Consider the following 13964-nt stretch of genomic DNA (forward strand, 5'->3'; position numbering starts at 1 on the left):
TGAGCGCTCACAATCGGGTCCGTCGCGCTGCCGGCACGTTCCGGACGGAGGCAACGATGCACCAGTTCCGAGCACTATCCGCCAGCAACACCCGACGCCGACAGGTGGCCGTCGCGCTGCTCGTCGCCGCAGGGCTCGCGATCAGCCCTGCGGCATCAGGCACCCCGACCGCGGCAGTCGGCTCGGCGGGCTCCGCGCCGTCGGGCACGACGGCGGCTGCAGCCCTGGCGGCCTACCCCAACCCCGGGCCCGTCACCGGGAGCACGGACGTGCACGACCCCGAGGTCGTCAAGTCGCCCGCCGGCAACTACCTGCTCGCTGCCACCGGCAACGGCATCGCCCTGAAGACCTCCACGGACCGCACGCGGTGGAACAACGCGGGGTCGGCGTTCCCGAACGGCGTGCCGTGGGCGCACTCGTACACCAACAACAGCAACCACGTCTGGGCTCCGGACATCAGCTACGCCAACGGCCGCTACTACATGTACTACTCGGCCTCGACCTTCGGCTCGAACCGTTCGGCCATCTTCCTCGCCACCAGCACCACCGGCGCCCAGGGCTCGTGGACCAACCAGGGGCTCGTCATCGAGTCGCGGACGTCGGACAACTTCAACGCCATCGACCCGAACCTGGTCATCGACCAGTCCGGTCGCTGGTACCTGAGCTTCGGCTCGTTCTGGTCGGGCCTCAAGATGATCCGGCTCGACGCCTCGACGGGCAAGCGGTCCGGGACGGAGTTCCACAGCATCGCCGGCCGGAACGGCGGCGCCATCGAGGCGCCGACGGTCCACTACCGCAACGGCTACTACTACCTGTTCGTCTCGTTCGACACCTGCTGCCAGGGTGCGAACAGCACGTACCGCGTGATGGTGGGCCGCTCGACGTCGGTCACCGGTCCGTACGTGGACCGTGCGGGACGAGCCATGAACTCCGGTGGTGGCACCGAGATCCTGGCGAGCCACGGCAGCATCCACGGTCCCGGCCACCAGGCCGTGATCGCCGACAGCGACGCCGACGCGCTGTTCTACCACTACTACACGGACAGCGGCGCACCGCGGCTGGGCATCAACCTGCTGGCCTATGACTCCGCAGGCTGGCCGTACGTGTACTGACCGACAGCACGGCCCTCGTTGAGTGCTGGGTACCTGCGGGTTCTGAGGTTCGGGACCCGCAGGTGCCCAGCACTCGCCTTTTCCGGCCGAGGTCTTCCGGCCAAGGCGCTGGCACGTGCGGGTCATATTGTTCAACAACCTAGATACTTGTGTCGGACGCCGCTAGCCTGGTCGTGCAGCGATATCTGCCCGCGCACGCCGGAGGATGACCGCCATGGCCGAACCGACAGTGCAGCAGCAGCCCGTGGGGCGCAGGCTCGGCCTGCTGGTCCGAGCGGTTCCGCGGATCCGGTGCAAGGCGCACGTGCGTGCGGACCTGCACGAGACCGAGGCTCCGGGTCTGGCCCGGCCGGGGATCCTCTCCCTGCACCTGGACCTCGCGGTCACGGACGACGAGGACGCTGCGGCAACCCTCGAGCGCGTCCTCTGTGCCCTCCGCCCGGGTGATCGTGTCTCCGTGGTGGGCCCACCCGAGGGCGCGGAACCGCGTGTGGACGACCGGCCGTTCACCATCTGGGCCTGACCGTGCCGGGTCTGGGCTGGATGGTGGAGCGGCATGTGACTGTCGCGCGCGCCACGGTCGCAACGCTCACGTATGTCCTGCTGGCCACGGCGTTCGTGCTGGGTGTGCTGTGGTTCGCGCTCCCGGGCGAGCCGCGGTGGGAGCCGGCGGTCAACTCGCTGACGCTGGTGGCGGGCATGACCGGACTCGTCGTGGAGCGGCTGAGCAGCGAGGCGGAACGGCACGCCCAGGTGCTCGCGGCCATCCGCCGTGAGCTGGAGCGGAACCGCGCGGTCCTCGCCGACAACGAGTTTGCCCGGGCCGCTGACGACCGGCCGCGAGCAGTCTTCGCGCGGTTGGCGGTCTCCGCCGTCGACGCGGCGCTCGTCTCGGGTGCGCTCGACCGGCGTCGGGACACCACCCTCGTGACCGGGCTCCACCGGTGGCGCGACACGGTCCAGGGGTTCAACCGCCGGTTGGACCTCACCGAGAACATGAGCGTCCTGGAGCGGCAGACGGCGGGAGAGCGCGAGGTCTGGGACGCGGCGATGCGACTCCGTGGCGGGTACGTCGCGACCACGAGAGCGCAGCTGAACGAGTTGCTGGCGGTGCTGCCGGTGCGGTGAGCCCGGGTGATGTGCGCTGCGTCAGGCAGGGTCACCGGCTGTGCGGCGGGAGTACGCGGCCGCAACAGTCCGCTCCGACTGGACGAGGTACTCGTCGAGCTCCGCGGCGGCGGCCGCGCTGTCCCCGGCGAGGGTCATCTCCAGGATGCGCGCGTTGCGCGCCACGTACGGGGCATGCAGGTACTCCGGGTTCGCGAGGAGGCCGAAGGCGAGGCGCAGCTCCGCGGAGACGGTGGCATAGAGCCGGTCGAGGTGCTCGCTGTCGCAGAGCGCGACGATCCCGCGATGGAACTCCATGTTGGCCGTACCGGCCGCGCGCCAGTCCTTCTCGTCGCGGGCCCGTTCCGCGCTCTCGACGGCCTTGCGCATGATCTCGGTAGCCGGGTGACCGGGCAGCGCGCCGCGCAGAGCCTGCCCCTCGATCATGCGGCGCACGCGGTAGATGTCGAGGATCGAGGCAAGCGTCGGGACGGCCACCACCACGCCCGCATGCGGACGTCGGACGAGCAGGTTCTCGTGGGTCAGCACCCGGAAGGCCTCACGGAGGGTGTTGCGGGAGACCGCGAGGGTCTCGGCGACCGCCTTCTCCGAGAGTCGCTCGCCCGGCCGCGACGTGCCCGTGATGATCCAGGAGCGGATGGACGCCGCCGTGCGCTCGACGAGGTCGCCCGCCTTGGCATCCGAAGGGTCCGCCGCGGCAGGGTCCGCGGCATCGTCTGCCGCAGTGTCGGAAACGGGTTCTGCGTCAGCGGTCGTCGCCATGGGCCCACTCTACGGTCGGGTTCGGGTCGCCGGATGATGCGGCACAGCCGGAGGATATGGCGGGTTCGGTCGCCGGACAGTCGCCGGCCGAGGGAGGCACTGATCACTGTGTGCACCGGGCGTGGCGGCCGATTCGTGGAACCGGGCTCCGACCGGGTATCCTGCTACGGCCCGCTGCTGTTGTGGCGGGCAAAGGTAGCGTGTCCGAGCGGCCTAAGGAGCACGCCTCGAAAGCGTGTGTGGGTGAAAGTCCACCGTGGGTTCAAATCCCACCGCTACCGCACCCCGAAGGCCCTCAACCGCAGAATCATGCGGATCTGGGGGCCTTCGTCATGCCGCGCCGTCCATTTACCGTCCGAATTGGCTTTCCGGGGCTTCGTCGGCCTCCGCCTGTTGGACGAGCTGATCGATGACGATCCGGAGGTCCGGCGCGATGTGCGTCCGCCTCACATAGTGCCGCAGGGTAGTTCCCTCGTCAGCGTGACCGAGGAGCGCCGTCGCGTTCCCGACCGTGGTCTGATTCGCTACCTGCGTCGCGATCGTTCGACGGAAGTCGTGCGGTGTCACCGTGATGCCCGTTCCCTCGCGAGCATGGCGCAATTGCTCACGAACTCGACCGGGGGAGCGGGGCGTTGCCTCCGTCGACGGGAACACAAGTTGATCCGTCGCGTGAACATCACTGGCCCGGCGCGAGAACTGGTACTACGCCGACGAGGTCCCGATGCAGGTCGGCATCACGTACATCCCATGGTCGATCGCCAAGGGGACGGCCCTCGCGAAGGCCGAAAACCTCGGTGCGCGAAGCCTGTACGGGCGACTCGAAGACCTCGGTTACACCATCGACAACATCCGCGAAGAAATCACTGCGCGGCCGGCCACCCGGGAAGAAGCCGAAGGGCTCGACCTACCACCAGGCGTGCCCATGATCGACCTGTGGCACACCGGCATGACCTCCGACAAGCAGCCGTTCGAAGTCACGAACTTCTGCATGCGCGCCGACTACTCAGCACTCGACTACGACATGCCCGTGGACTACTGATGACCCACACAATCCGCCCACGCCACGACGAAGACCTGCCCGACCTCGCCGCCGTACTGGTCCGCGTGCACGCCCAGGACGGCTACCCCGTCGAAGGCGTGGCCGACCCCGAAGGCTGGCTACGCCACCCCAACGAGCTGCAGAGCTGGACCGCCGTCGAGGATGATCGACCCATCGGGCAGATCACCCTCACGCGTGCCGTGCCCGAGGACGACGCTGCCCGAGTCTGGCAGGAGCACACCGGCGGTGACATCGACCGCCTGGCTATTCCCGTGCGCCTGTTTGTCGACCCTGACTACCGGGGAAGCGGCGCCGGCCGGCTCTTGATGGAAGCTGCACTGGACTTGGCGCGGTCTCAAGGGCTCGCGATCGCGTTCGACGTCATGCTCAAGGACCGCACGGCGATCCGGCTCTATGAACGACTCGGAGCCGTCTACATTGCTGACCTCAACCACCGCTACGGTGACGGACTCACCGAACCGGCCGCCGTCTACGTGGTCTCCCACAATGAGTCTTCCAACTGACAACTGACTCGCTGACGGCGTCAGGCCGGTCGCAATACGGAGACGGCAGCGCGGTTCAATGTTCGCCTGGAGCGTCATGTCATCGTGTACGGCCCCGCACTGCTCAGAAGCGTTCGCATTCGTTTCCGAACAGTGCTACGTGCCTGCGGATCGAGCAATTGCGATCGCAGCCGACCGCCAACTTGGGTTGGATCGTCTAGCCATTGATCTACCCGGGTGAGGGCGGTGTCGGAGGGCCAGCCTTCCATGACGAGATGGTCAACGGCCTCCATCGTCAGGTCGGCTTCTTCATGCTGGGGTGCAACCTGCCGATGGATAGTGATCGTCGGCACGACAACTCTGCTGTTGTGGTAGATCCATCGTTGCACAAGGAGATTGACGCCAATCTCGCTCAGTACCGCAATCCGTTGTGAGGACAGCAACTCGTCCCGATTGAGGACCAGCAGGTCGGTAAACTGAATTCCATAATTCTTGCCGTCCTCCAGGGTTGGAAGGTACGCCCTCTTGAAGTCTCCACTCGCCCAGTCAGTGCGAATCTGGATCGGGCTAGGCGAGAGGCCGCAAGCGAGGACCCTTTCCACCAGCTGCGTTCCCTGCCGCATCGCGCATGGGTGCTGTACGAGGCATGCCTTGCTCCCGTCATCCAAACGGAAGACGTCACCAGTAAACAGCGGGCGATTGGCCATTAACTCGGCATCCTCTTCGCCGAGGGCTTCGTACACAGAATCCAGTGTTGTCGGAGTTTCTAGCCGATACTCCGTCACTGAGAAGCCTTCGGGCGAATTGACAAGATCCCATCAGCGTCAACGAAAGTCTCAAAGTTGTCATCGACGAGGATCTCCCGCCAGTTCTCATCGAACTTGTCGAGAATCGCGTCGACCCCCATCATGCCTTCATTTGCGACAGAAAGCATCACTAGGTCGTAACGCCCTGCGATTAGCATGTCCATCCTGCTCAGCGACACGCCTTCCTTCAAGGGAATCTCTAGCCAGGATGCGATTTCCATTACGCTGTGGTCGCCAAGTATCTCCGTCAGGGCAACCACTTTCGCCAGAGCTGCGTGGTTCGTCGCGGCCACGCCAGACCCTCTGCGCCATTTTTGCACGGCGGGCACCGAGACGCCGGCGAGCCGCGCGATGTCGCGCCACGAAAATCCCAGATCGTTCAGATAGTCGAGAAGGTCACGTGGCGCCAGCTTCTGGCGTTGAGCCTGTCTGCGCTCGAGGTCATCGCTGAAGGCCCGACGCTGGATCTGATCGGTGCCGTCTACAAGCCAGCCCAGCTCATATCGCAACACGGATGCGTCCGAAGCGAGAACACTTGTAGTACGAGGAATGTGAACAAGCTTGTCGACGACGCTATCTTGACCAGTTGACTCGATTGAAGGAACACGAGTATCAGTGACCACCGAACACCTCTCTTCTAACTTTGTCCGTGAGGGTGGACTCGAATAATGCCGTCACGTCTGTGTGAATCCTGTCCGCCGCCTTAAGTATCGTCGGACCATCGAACTCTGGTGTCCCGGTAGGCGTCCATGCCGCATCCGTATCTAGCAAGAAGTAGTGTCCGGGAGCTGGTGGCTTAGGTCGCACATCGGCGGTGATAGAAGGCGGACCGTTGACCGCGCCATACCGCAACGTGAGTGTGTCATCGTCACGATCGGTCGAGTACTGGACGATGGCTTGTTGCTGCTCAACTTGAAGGCTCATCCCCCCAGGCATTGGCGCAATCACCTGAGGATCGAGGTACTTAGACCAGTTTGGCGTCTCCTGCTTGGAGGCCGGGAGGCGAATCTCATCGACATATCTCAGCCCCAAGCGATTCACTCCATCCGGTCGACCTGCTTCGATCCTTGCCTCGGTAACCCGCTCGAGCAGGGATCGGAACGAATCCCACCCGTCGTATGTCGCGGTCTCTAGAGAGTAGGACTCAGGCCCGGCTGTGAACAGGGTGAGACCGTCCCGGGAGCCAAAGGCGTCAACCCGCACCTTGTTTGTGGTTGCGATCGGCGTCGCCCCAGGGTTGTGGGGGTTGACAGCGAAGCTGACGCTGCCGCGCTCGATCTGCCGATGCAGCGGCAACACGTCGGCGAGCTTGGTCTTAACTGCGGTGACCTGGTCGTCTGACAACGGAGGCACCTTGAGGTGCCGCACCTCCGCCAACACCACGACTAGGGGCGGCTTCGCGTACTTCATCGGAGGCGGCATGTTACTGATGATACTGAAACAGCAACCAGTGCAGATACCCCAACACGGAACAGTCTGGGGTGAGACTCGCTGGCAACGGATAGCGGATGCACCAAGAAGTAGCGGTTTGGTGAAACCTCCGGCCAACGCTCATCCGGTTCGAAGCAGCGGCGACCGGTCTGGGCCCCCACGTGGCGCACGGCGATCGCTGCCGAGTTGACCTCTATGAGATCAAGGCGCGCCTGACGGCGCGCGGCCGTGCGGCCGGCAGGGGGCCCGCGAGGTGGGGCCCCGCGCTCCGCTCGCTGACGCTCGCTGTGCGCACCCCACCCCGCACCCCTGACGGCCTACCGGCCCAACCCTGACGGCGCACCCTACGATGCGGCCATGGCGTCCTCCGGAAAACCGACGAAGGCAATGCTGGCTGCAATCGGTCGCGTCGCAGCCGAGAGCGCAGCCGTCGAGGATCAACTGCGAGACCTGTTCTGCCACCTCATCGGCTCTCCTTACGGACGAGTGATCACCGCTGGTGAAGACCTCTCGAACATCACCAAGTCCTGCCTGCGCATCGCGCGTTATCACCACGGACTCACCGATGAGCAGATCGAGCAGCTTGTCACCATCGTCAAGGCCATCGAGCGCCTCCGGCCCCACCGAAACTTCTTGGTCCATGCGACGTGGGTCAAGATGAGCGAACCAGGAAAGCACTTCGGCACCAGAAGCAGTAGGGCATCGTCATCGATGCGAACCGAAGCCCAGGGCATGTATGACTCCCTGATCTGGCGGCCAGCGGACGCTGAGAAAATCGCGGACGCGTTCAGCAACGTCGCCGTGCGGATCGACGCCTTCATCGAGCAGGCGTTCGACCGACCGGCATACGAGCCACCGATAGAACGGGAAGCCTGGGCGAAGTTCAACGCCATGCTCTCACCGGCGTTCGATGTTCTGGACGCTCCGGTCGACTCGTAGCCACATGCCTCGGTCTCATGCCTCCGGCGGGCACCGCGGGAATCAAGAGGATCGAGGGAGCCGCGGTGTCCCTGATCCTCCGTCATCCATTGGCTTGACCGGGACCCTGACAGCGAACCCGCCGGCAGTGCAACAGGTCCCGCCGACCAGGAGCACCACCGCATCATGAGCTGGACGGGCGGGACCTGTTGCACTGCCAGCAGAACCGATGTCCGAGACGTGCCCCGCGCCAACGGATGACGGAGGATCAGGGACCCCGAACCAGGCCTGTGGCTGGGAGCAAGACCCGCCGGGTTAGAGAGGCGGCCATGCACTGGTTCGCGTCCGCAACTGCTCCCTAGCTGCATCGAAATCCTCAAGTGCAAGGGCTAGTTCCCGGACATCTCGAGGGTCCGTCCACTTCGAGTGCTTGTAGGAGATTGTTCCCTCATCTGCAAAAGAACCTGCCGGGGCGGGATGGTGCACCACATCAGCGTGGTGTGCCCAAACCTCCAGGCCGACACCGATTTTTGCGTTCTCCTTTAGGTGGTCCCACTCGACCTCGTCGCGCGGCTGATTCCCCAGCGCAGCCACAGCGACCGAGGGCGCTGAGTCCAGAAGCATCTGGTAGGCGACAACCATGGCGCCTTCGACGTAGGCCTTCTTCGGAACTAGTGCAAGAGGCGTTCCAATCTCGACGCCGTGCAAGATCCGAGGGGTGATGTGGTCCTGCCATGTGATGACCCACGCTGTGTATCGCTTCACGGTTATACCTCCCGCTCGGTCGACGTCCGGCCCGATCGTGCCGGCTACCTGCTCGTGTATGTGTGCTAGTCGTTCTCGAGGATGTCGGCGGCTCGCTTCCATGTCGTGATGACGCGCCGTGTGCGCAGTTCGATGAGCTGCCCAGGCTCCGGCGTCGGCCGGCCGTGCTCGACGTGTGCCCGTAGAACCATCAGCGCCGAAGCATCATCGGACGCTGCGGTCCGGTCGTGGGCCGTGAAAGTACTGCTCCGGCCGTCGTCGGGCGTAGGTGGGATCGGGGTGATTGCGTGGGTGGGCTCCATGCCCTCGACGCTAGGTCGCATGACGGCACCAGGCTCGCCGGAGAAGGGTGAACTGCCGTCGACGCAGCGAGGATGTCAGCGTTGGATACGGAGCCTTGATCGATCCGAGTAGCGTGGCAGGGACCGAACGAGCTGTACCCGAACGGACCAGGATGCCTCCGTTTTCGCTCCGGTTTGCTGTCGGTCCCGGTGCTAACTCATCCAAGCCGGTCGAGGTGCGGTGAGGGTATCTCCGCAGGTCATCCGGGTTGTGTCGTTCCACGTGCAACGCCGTACAAGTGCCCTCTCCAATCCCACCGCTACCGCACCCTGAGTGCAAGACACGGCCCCTGACCTGCATGTTTGCTGGTCGGGGGCCGTTGTCGTCCCCGGGATCCATCACTTCCATGACATTCGAGTCGGGGGAGTCGCTGGCGGGCTGGTTGACCAGCAGGTCCGGGACCACCCGGACATCGGGCGCAACGTGCGTCCGCTTCACGTAGTGCCGCAGGGTCGTGGCCTCCGTCAAGGCGCGGCTCCGCCGCGCTGGGCCGTCCGGCCGGCGGGGGCCCGCGATGGGGCCCCGCGCTCCGGGCACTTCGCGCCCTGCGCGCACCCCACCGCACCCCGACGGCCTACCGGCTCCCAGGCATGACGAAGACGGTCCCGACTCCAATAGTCGAGACCGTCTCTTCATGTTCAGCTCTCAGGCAGTGCCTCCGGCGGGCACCCGGGAATCAAGAGGATCGAGGGACCCCGAAGCGGGAGAATGGTGGCAGAGGTACCCATACGGGGGCCAGAGGACCCATACGGGGTTCACAGGGGTCATGAAATCTGTCATTGTAGATGTCATGAGTGAGACAACTACCATCACCATTGCACGCGCCACGAGGCAGCGGCTCGCCCACGTCAAGTTCAACGGCAAGCCGCTCAAGACGGCGGACGAGACCGTGGCTGCCCTCATCGAGGAGCACGAGCGCCGCCAGTTCTGGGAAGCGATGGACGCCATCGACCCTGACGAGTACGAGGCCCAGACCCGTGAAGAGGGCGCCTGGCCGACCGAGGGTGAGTACGCCGCCGAAGAGCAGATGATCCGTGCCCAGGAGACCACCGCGTGATCGTTCAGCGCGGCGATGTGATCTGGCTGTCCATGGACCCCACCGTTGGTCGCGAGCAGGCCCACCACCGGCCGCACCTGGTCTTGTCGAATACTCGTCAGCACCGGGCTATGCGGCTGGCGATCGTGGTTCCGATGACCTCCACTGACAAGTCCTGGCCGACCCGCGTCGAGGTGGCACCCGGCTCCTACGCGATCTGCGAGCAGCCCCGCACCGTCTCCCTGGAACGCGTCACCCGACACGACCCCACAGGGCACGACACGACCGCCGTCGCCGCCATCCTCCACACTCTGATCGACCCCTCCTAGCCCGAGCTGTCGACGCGAAACGCCTCGCGATGATGGCCGGAATCCATGATTTACCCATCACTTTTAGATCGGGCACCGACCAACGAGGGCCGACGCCATACAACCGTTGTCGGGTGAACATGCAGGTCAACGGGGTTGTGCTCCAACTGCACCTCACGTGGAACAAACGGTTGTGCTGAGCCCACCGCTACCGCACGCCGAATGCCCCAACCGCTGAATCATGCGGATCTGGGGGCCTTCGTCATGCCGGGCACTCCGTTTCTGCAGTGCTTCGACAGCTTGGTGGGGATCGACGAGAACCGCTAGGAGCGAAGCGACCGCAGCCATGCTCTCGCTGCTCCGCCGAAAGGTTCTGCCTCCATCTGCACGAGGGACAGCAACGATCGTGCGGCCTCGGTTGCGGCCGCTACCTGGCCGTCGGTGAGGTGCCCGGACAGAGCCAGCTCGTCGAACTCGTGCTGGTCGACGATGCCGGCGCAACCATCGGCGCTGCGAAACAGGTCCAGCTCCAGGTCGACGAAGGACCACACGCCTCCATCGAGCCTCGGCGGTGTGCAGATATCGATAGTGAGGTCGGTCGTGTCGGTGAACCAGAAGGCGGGCAGGCACCATGCACCCGCCGCGACAAGCCAGACGGCATCGTGTGCTTGAGCTTCTTCGCGGCGGCCGTCGGGCTGGCGGACCGGGTTCCCGCGCCGCGCGCCCAGCCATGTGCCGTGCTCATCCTGGCCGAGCTGTTCGACCGGCCAGCTGAACCGCTCCGCGCAGGTCCCGTCGACCAGGGACATCTTTTCTTTAGACATCCTCAACATGGGATCAAGGCCTGGATTCGCCGCGCATCCTGCCCGCCGGGCGCGGCCCCGCGGCGGGACCCGCCACCCGTGGGGCAGGAACAACGCACGACACGAGGGCGTCCGCACCTACTTGCCGCGGACGCTCTAACGGTTCCGGGGCCACATGAGCGCCGATCGCTGCTGCTGTGCCTCGGTGACCGACTCTGTGACGTCGCTGGCCTGGATCCAATGGAGTACGCCGGGCAGCGTCTCACGCCAGCTCACGCCTTCCGGAAGCTGCTTCGGGAGGGGCACGTTCAATGTACGGGCACCGACGCGCGGGAACCGTCGCCCGTATTCCTGGCTGCTCTGCGCGGCGAGTAGCACGTCGTACTGCCAGAGCTGGGTTTCGGGCACCGCAGCTACGTCGAGCGACCACTGCGAGCGGTCGACGATGATCTGCACCACCGAATCGCCCTCGAAGAGGAACAAAGCGCCAAACGTGCTCGTGCCTTCTTGCGAGACGAGCACGTAGCCGCTCGACAACAGCCAAGCGACGGTGTGCTGGACATCTGCGGGCGCGTTCGCACGGAAGAACTCGTCGACCTGCTGCTGGCTCATCGGTATGTTGATGGTTCACGCTCCACGGTAGGAGGGCTCGTTGACCACACAGGCTCTGCCAGCGATGTTACTGGTGGGTGGACTGGGGGGTGCGTCCCGTATGTCGCGGACGCCGTTCGGCGCCCCGTCCCGCTCAGGGACCGCTGCCGCCCCCCAGGACCACCCGGGCGACCTGCGCTCGGTACGTCCCGGGTGCGGCATCCTGACGGAGAGCGACCCCGATGCAGGAAGGCCGGATCTCGGATGACCGACTACAGCGCGCTCTACGCCGACAACGACACCATGACCGACCACTGGTGGTGGCGTCCGGGCTGGCGGGTCGGGACCAGGTTCTACGCCTGGCACATCACCCAGGACGACCAGCCCGAGGTGCGTGACCTCGCACAGCGGTACCGCGAGGCCGTGAGCGCGGTCGGCACCCTCGACCCGATCCCGGACGAGTGGCTGCACATGACCATGCAGGGTGTCGGCCACGTCGAGGACATCAACGTCGCAGCCCTCGACTACGTGACCCTCCGGGTGGCCGGCCGGCTGCGCGCGATGGCCCCGATCACGACGTCGTACCGCCGTGCCCACGTCACGAGCGAGGGCGTGATGCTGCCGCCGGCCGATCCCGAGGCATTCACCGAGGTGCGCCGAGCCATCCGAGCGGGCATCACCGATGCGCTGGGAGAGTGCCCGGAGCCCGAGGACGGGTTCGGAGCGCACGTGTCGGTGGCGTACAGCAATGCGGACGCCGACGCCGCACCGATCCGGGCGGCTCTCGACCAGGCCGAGCCGGCAGCGCCGTCGACGGCGACGTACACGCAGGTCTCACTGATTCGCATGCACCGGGACCACCGGATGTACGAGTGGGACGTCCTCCGTGCGGTCCCCCTCGGTGACTAGCTCTGCGGACCAACAGGCTCCCGGGCGAGTGTCCCTCCCGTGTCCTTATGCAGCTGCGGTGAGGCGTCGCCTCCTGGTGGCGCTCCCTTGCCTCGCGATGGTCGTCGGTTGCGGACAGCTGGGCGCGGCCGAGGGCCTGGAATCGGTCGGTGCTGAAAGAGGAAGCGGTGAGATGTGCATGCCCGTCAGCGAGGACGGGCTCGCATCGTTCGCATCGGAGACGGTGGAGAACACCTCAGCGGACGACGTCACCATCAGCGACATCGATGCAGTGACCGACGGGATCGACGTCGTCGAGTGGTTCTTGACTCGCGAGGACTGGCCAGACGCCACGGTGGGGACCGGTCCGCTACCCGCACCCGGGACGTCCGAGGTGGCCACCACCATCCCGGCGGGCCACCGCGCGCTGGTCGCGGTCACTCTGCGGGCAAGCGATCTCGAGGAGGCGCTGCGGACGAAGGTGACCGTCACCTATACCGATGAGCGCGCAACCGACTCCATGGAACTGAACTGGTCCGTGCTCCTCGTCCCGGCCGGAACTAGCTGCGGCGACTACTAGATGTTGCGGGTCATGACGTTGGTGACGAGGGAGCGGGAGGCTGCGGCACGTGAAGCCGGCCTGGAATCAGCGGCAGTCCATCCCCCTGTCGCCCGGCGTCGTGGCGACCGGTCTCGTAGGGTTCAGGCCATGTCCGAAGAGGCCGATCGCACGAGCATCCGGGCGGCGTCACTCGCCGGGGGACCGAACAACCAGGACCGCTATGTCGTCGGAGACGGTTTCGCCGCGGTGCTCGACGGCGCGACCTCGGTCGCCGGTGACCGGTCTCATGATCCCGGCTGGTACGCGGAACGGCTCGGCCAGGCACTCAGCGAGACAGTGCCTCGCGGAGAACCGCTCGCTGACGCCGTTGCCGGCGCGATCCGAACGGTTCGGGACGCTCACGGCCTGACTCCGGACACCAGCCCGACCAGCACGGTAGCCATCGCGCGCTGGTCCGACGACGTCGTGGAGACCTACACACTGGGCGACAGCTACGTCGTCGTGCTTCGTGCCGGCAGCGTCGAGACCGTCTACACCGACGACCGCCTGGATGCCGTGGGGGCGGACGAGCGTGCGGCCTACCGCGCACGCCTGGCGGCCGGCCATGGATACGACGTCGGACACCGCGAGGTGCTCCTGGCGCTCCAGGCCGAGCAAGCCCGACGACGCAACCGGCCCGGCGGCTACTGGATCGCCGGAGCGGAGCCCGAGGCCGCGCACCACGGGCTGACCACTGCAGAGAGCCGGTCGGGTATCACCGGACTGCTGCTCGCCAGTGACGGCGTCGACCCACAGCGCCATCCGGTAGCGGCGACCTGGCGGGAGCTGGCCGAACACGCGAACGGGCACGGCGAAGCGCAGGTGCTCCAGGACGTCCACGATGCCGAAGCGTCCGACCAGGACGGGCAGCGCTGGCCGCGCGCAAAGCGTCACGACGACAAGACGCTCGTGACCATCAGGCTCTGACGAG

The 13964-nt window shown here is 65.7% G+C and carries 18 protein-coding genes, 1 tRNA gene and 1 pseudogene; 12 read left to right on the top strand and 8 right to left on the bottom strand.

Going from position 1 to position 13964, the window contains the following annotated elements:
• Window positions 1-56: 56 nt before the first annotated feature.
• The 3 genes from LUM46_RS14390 to LUM46_RS14400 all read left to right on the top strand — a co-directional run bounded on the left by LUM46_RS14390 (window position 57) and on the right by LUM46_RS14400 (window position 2240).
• On the top strand, window positions 57-1112 hold the full coding sequence (locus LUM46_RS14390) for an arabinan endo-1,5-alpha-L-arabinosidase (protein WP_274994774.1): 1056 nt from the start codon (window positions 57-59) through the stop codon (window positions 1110-1112).
• A gap of 214 nt (window positions 1113-1326) precedes the next feature.
• Window positions 1327-1635 (top strand): hypothetical protein, encoded by a 309-nt coding sequence (locus LUM46_RS14395; protein WP_274994776.1) that lies wholly within the window; start codon window positions 1327-1329, stop codon window positions 1633-1635.
• A gap of 35 nt (window positions 1636-1670) precedes the next feature.
• On the top strand, window positions 1671-2240 hold the full coding sequence (locus LUM46_RS14400) for a hypothetical protein (RefSeq protein WP_274994777.1): 570 nt from the start codon (window positions 1671-1673) through the stop codon (window positions 2238-2240).
• 21 nt (window positions 2241-2261) lie between these two features.
• On the opposite strand, the gene LUM46_RS14405 is transcribed toward LUM46_RS14400, so the two are convergent.
• Window positions 2262-3002: a GntR family transcriptional regulator gene (locus LUM46_RS14405; RefSeq protein WP_274994778.1), complete on the bottom strand. Its 741-nt coding sequence runs from the start codon at window positions 3000-3002 to the stop codon at window positions 2262-2264.
• A 194-nt stretch (window positions 3003-3196) separates the two neighbouring features.
• On the opposite strand from LUM46_RS14405, the gene LUM46_RS14410 reads away from it, so the two are divergent.
• A tRNA-Ser gene (locus LUM46_RS14410) sits at window positions 3197-3283 on the top strand.
• A 67-nt stretch (window positions 3284-3350) separates the two neighbouring features.
• On the opposite strand, the pseudogene LUM46_RS26695 reads toward LUM46_RS14410, so the two are convergent.
• Window positions 3351-3671 (bottom strand): annotated as a pseudogene (locus tag LUM46_RS26695) (tyrosine-type recombinase/integrase); the annotation flags it as partial.
• Between the two features lie 10 nt (window positions 3672-3681).
• Between LUM46_RS26695 and LUM46_RS14415 the strand changes: the two are divergent.
• Window positions 3682-4041, top strand: coding sequence for a UTRA domain-containing protein (locus LUM46_RS14415; protein ID WP_274995154.1), 360 nt, complete (start codon window positions 3682-3684; stop codon window positions 4039-4041).
• Window positions 4041-4565: a GNAT family N-acetyltransferase gene (locus LUM46_RS14420; protein WP_274994779.1), complete on the top strand. Its 525-nt coding sequence runs from the start codon at window positions 4041-4043 to the stop codon at window positions 4563-4565. Before LUM46_RS14415 ends, LUM46_RS14420 begins: the two co-directional genes overlap by 1 nt.
• Before the next feature lie 74 nt (window positions 4566-4639).
• Here LUM46_RS14420 and LUM46_RS14425 read toward each other — a convergent pair whose 3' ends face one another.
• From LUM46_RS14425 to LUM46_RS14435, 3 genes are read right to left on the bottom strand one after another with little or no spacing between them, the layout of a single operon-like run.
• The gene (locus LUM46_RS14425) at window positions 4640-5287 is read right to left on the bottom strand and encodes a hypothetical protein (protein ID WP_274994780.1); all 648 of its coding nucleotides are present in this window, start codon (window positions 5285-5287) and stop codon (window positions 4640-4642) included.
• 38 nt (window positions 5288-5325) lie between these two features.
• Window positions 5326-5973 carry a hypothetical protein gene (locus LUM46_RS14430; RefSeq protein ID WP_274994781.1) on the bottom strand — a complete coding sequence of 216 codons (648 nt, stop codon included), beginning with the start codon at window positions 5971-5973 and terminating at the stop codon, window positions 5326-5328.
• A complete protein-coding gene (locus tag LUM46_RS14435) occupies window positions 5963-6760 on the bottom strand; it encodes a TIGR04255 family protein (protein WP_274994782.1) in 798 nt (265 codons plus the stop codon). The genes LUM46_RS14430 and LUM46_RS14435 overlap by 11 nt, the downstream gene beginning before the upstream one ends.
• A 378-nt stretch (window positions 6761-7138) precedes the next feature.
• Between LUM46_RS14435 and LUM46_RS14440 the strand changes: the two genes are divergently transcribed.
• Entirely contained in the window at window positions 7139-7720 is a 582-nt protein-coding gene (locus tag LUM46_RS14440) for a hypothetical protein (protein ID WP_274994783.1), read from the top strand.
• Window positions 7721-8014: 294 nt separating this feature from the next.
• Here the strand turns inward: LUM46_RS14440 and LUM46_RS14445 are convergent, their stop codons facing one another.
• On the bottom strand, window positions 8015-8464 hold the full coding sequence (locus tag LUM46_RS14445) for a hypothetical protein (RefSeq protein ID WP_274994784.1): 450 nt from the start codon (window positions 8462-8464) through the stop codon (window positions 8015-8017).
• A gap of 1132 nt (window positions 8465-9596) precedes the next feature.
• On the opposite strand from LUM46_RS14445, the gene LUM46_RS14450 reads away from it, so the two are divergent.
• Together LUM46_RS14450 and LUM46_RS14455 are read left to right on the top strand one after the other, a co-directional pair.
• Window positions 9597-9863, top strand: a complete 267-nt coding sequence (locus LUM46_RS14450) for a hypothetical protein (protein WP_274994785.1) — start codon at window positions 9597-9599, stop codon at window positions 9861-9863.
• A complete protein-coding gene (locus tag LUM46_RS14455) occupies window positions 9860-10171 on the top strand; it encodes a type II toxin-antitoxin system PemK/MazF family toxin (RefSeq protein WP_274994786.1) in 312 nt (103 codons plus the stop codon). Before LUM46_RS14450 ends, LUM46_RS14455 begins: the two co-directional genes overlap by 4 nt.
• 302 nt (window positions 10172-10473) lie before the next feature.
• On the opposite strand, the gene LUM46_RS14460 is transcribed toward LUM46_RS14455, so the two are convergent.
• Together LUM46_RS14460 and LUM46_RS14465 are read right to left on the bottom strand one after the other, a co-directional pair.
• The gene (locus LUM46_RS14460; protein WP_274994787.1) at window positions 10474-10974 is read right to left on the bottom strand and encodes a ribonuclease FAU-1 family protein; all 501 of its coding nucleotides are present in this window, start codon (window positions 10972-10974) and stop codon (window positions 10474-10476) included.
• Window positions 10975-11109: 135 nt separating this feature from the next.
• Complete coding sequence (locus LUM46_RS14465; RefSeq protein ID WP_274994789.1) at window positions 11110-11565, bottom strand: hypothetical protein; 456 nt, start codon at window positions 11563-11565, stop codon at window positions 11110-11112.
• A gap of 243 nt (window positions 11566-11808) precedes the next feature.
• Here LUM46_RS14465 and LUM46_RS14470 point away from each other — a divergent pair, with 243 nt between their 5' ends.
• The 3 genes from LUM46_RS14470 to LUM46_RS14480 all read left to right on the top strand — a co-directional run bounded on the left by LUM46_RS14470 (window position 11809) and on the right by LUM46_RS14480 (window position 13960).
• A complete protein-coding gene (locus LUM46_RS14470) occupies window positions 11809-12453 on the top strand; it encodes a 2'-5' RNA ligase family protein (protein ID WP_274994790.1) in 645 nt (214 codons plus the stop codon).
• Between the two features lie 178 nt (window positions 12454-12631).
• Window positions 12632-13012, top strand: a complete 381-nt coding sequence (locus LUM46_RS14475) for a hypothetical protein (protein WP_274994791.1) — start codon at window positions 12632-12634, stop codon at window positions 13010-13012.
• Window positions 13013-13141: 129 nt separating this feature from the next.
• Window positions 13142-13960, top strand: a complete 819-nt coding sequence (locus tag LUM46_RS14480) for a protein phosphatase 2C domain-containing protein (RefSeq protein ID WP_274994792.1) — start codon at window positions 13142-13144, stop codon at window positions 13958-13960.
• The last annotated feature ends 4 nt before the right edge of the window (window positions 13961-13964 follow it).

The organism is Promicromonospora iranensis (assembly GCF_028994805.1).
In the GTDB taxonomy this organism is placed as follows: Bacteria; Actinomycetota; Actinomycetes; order Actinomycetales; family Cellulomonadaceae; genus Promicromonospora; species Promicromonospora iranensis.

What these genes read in the sequence shown, in the direction of transcription:
- LUM46_RS14390 (WP_274994774.1), top strand. Translation starts at nt 57, where the DNA reads ATGCACCAGTTCCGAGCACTATCCGCCAGCAACACCCGACGCCGACAG.
- LUM46_RS14395 (WP_274994776.1), top strand. Translation starts at nt 1,327, where the DNA reads ATGGCCGAACCGACAGTGCAGCAGCAGCCCGTGGGGCGCAGGCTCGGC.
- LUM46_RS14405 (WP_274994778.1), bottom strand. Translation starts at nt 3,002, where the DNA reads ATGGCGACGACCGCTGACGCAGAACCCGTTTCCGACACTGCGGCAGAC.
- LUM46_RS14420 (WP_274994779.1), top strand. Translation starts at nt 4,041, where the DNA reads ATGACCCACACAATCCGCCCACGCCACGACGAAGACCTGCCCGACCTC.
- LUM46_RS14435 (WP_274994782.1), bottom strand. Translation starts at nt 6,760, where the DNA reads ATGAAGTACGCGAAGCCGCCCCTAGTCGTGGTGTTGGCGGAGGTGCGG.
- LUM46_RS14440 (WP_274994783.1), top strand. Translation starts at nt 7,139, where the DNA reads ATGGCGTCCTCCGGAAAACCGACGAAGGCAATGCTGGCTGCAATCGGT.
- LUM46_RS14450 (WP_274994785.1), top strand. Translation starts at nt 9,597, where the DNA reads ATGAGTGAGACAACTACCATCACCATTGCACGCGCCACGAGGCAGCGG.
- LUM46_RS14460 (WP_274994787.1), bottom strand. Translation starts at nt 10,974, where the DNA reads ATGTCTAAAGAAAAGATGTCCCTGGTCGACGGGACCTGCGCGGAGCGG.
- LUM46_RS14465 (WP_274994789.1), bottom strand. Translation starts at nt 11,565, where the DNA reads ATGAGCCAGCAGCAGGTCGACGAGTTCTTCCGTGCGAACGCGCCCGCA.
- LUM46_RS14470 (WP_274994790.1), top strand. Translation starts at nt 11,809, where the DNA reads ATGACCGACTACAGCGCGCTCTACGCCGACAACGACACCATGACCGAC.
- LUM46_RS14475 (WP_274994791.1), top strand. Translation starts at nt 12,632, where the DNA reads ATGCCCGTCAGCGAGGACGGGCTCGCATCGTTCGCATCGGAGACGGTG.
- LUM46_RS14480 (WP_274994792.1), top strand. Translation starts at nt 13,142, where the DNA reads ATGTCCGAAGAGGCCGATCGCACGAGCATCCGGGCGGCGTCACTCGCC.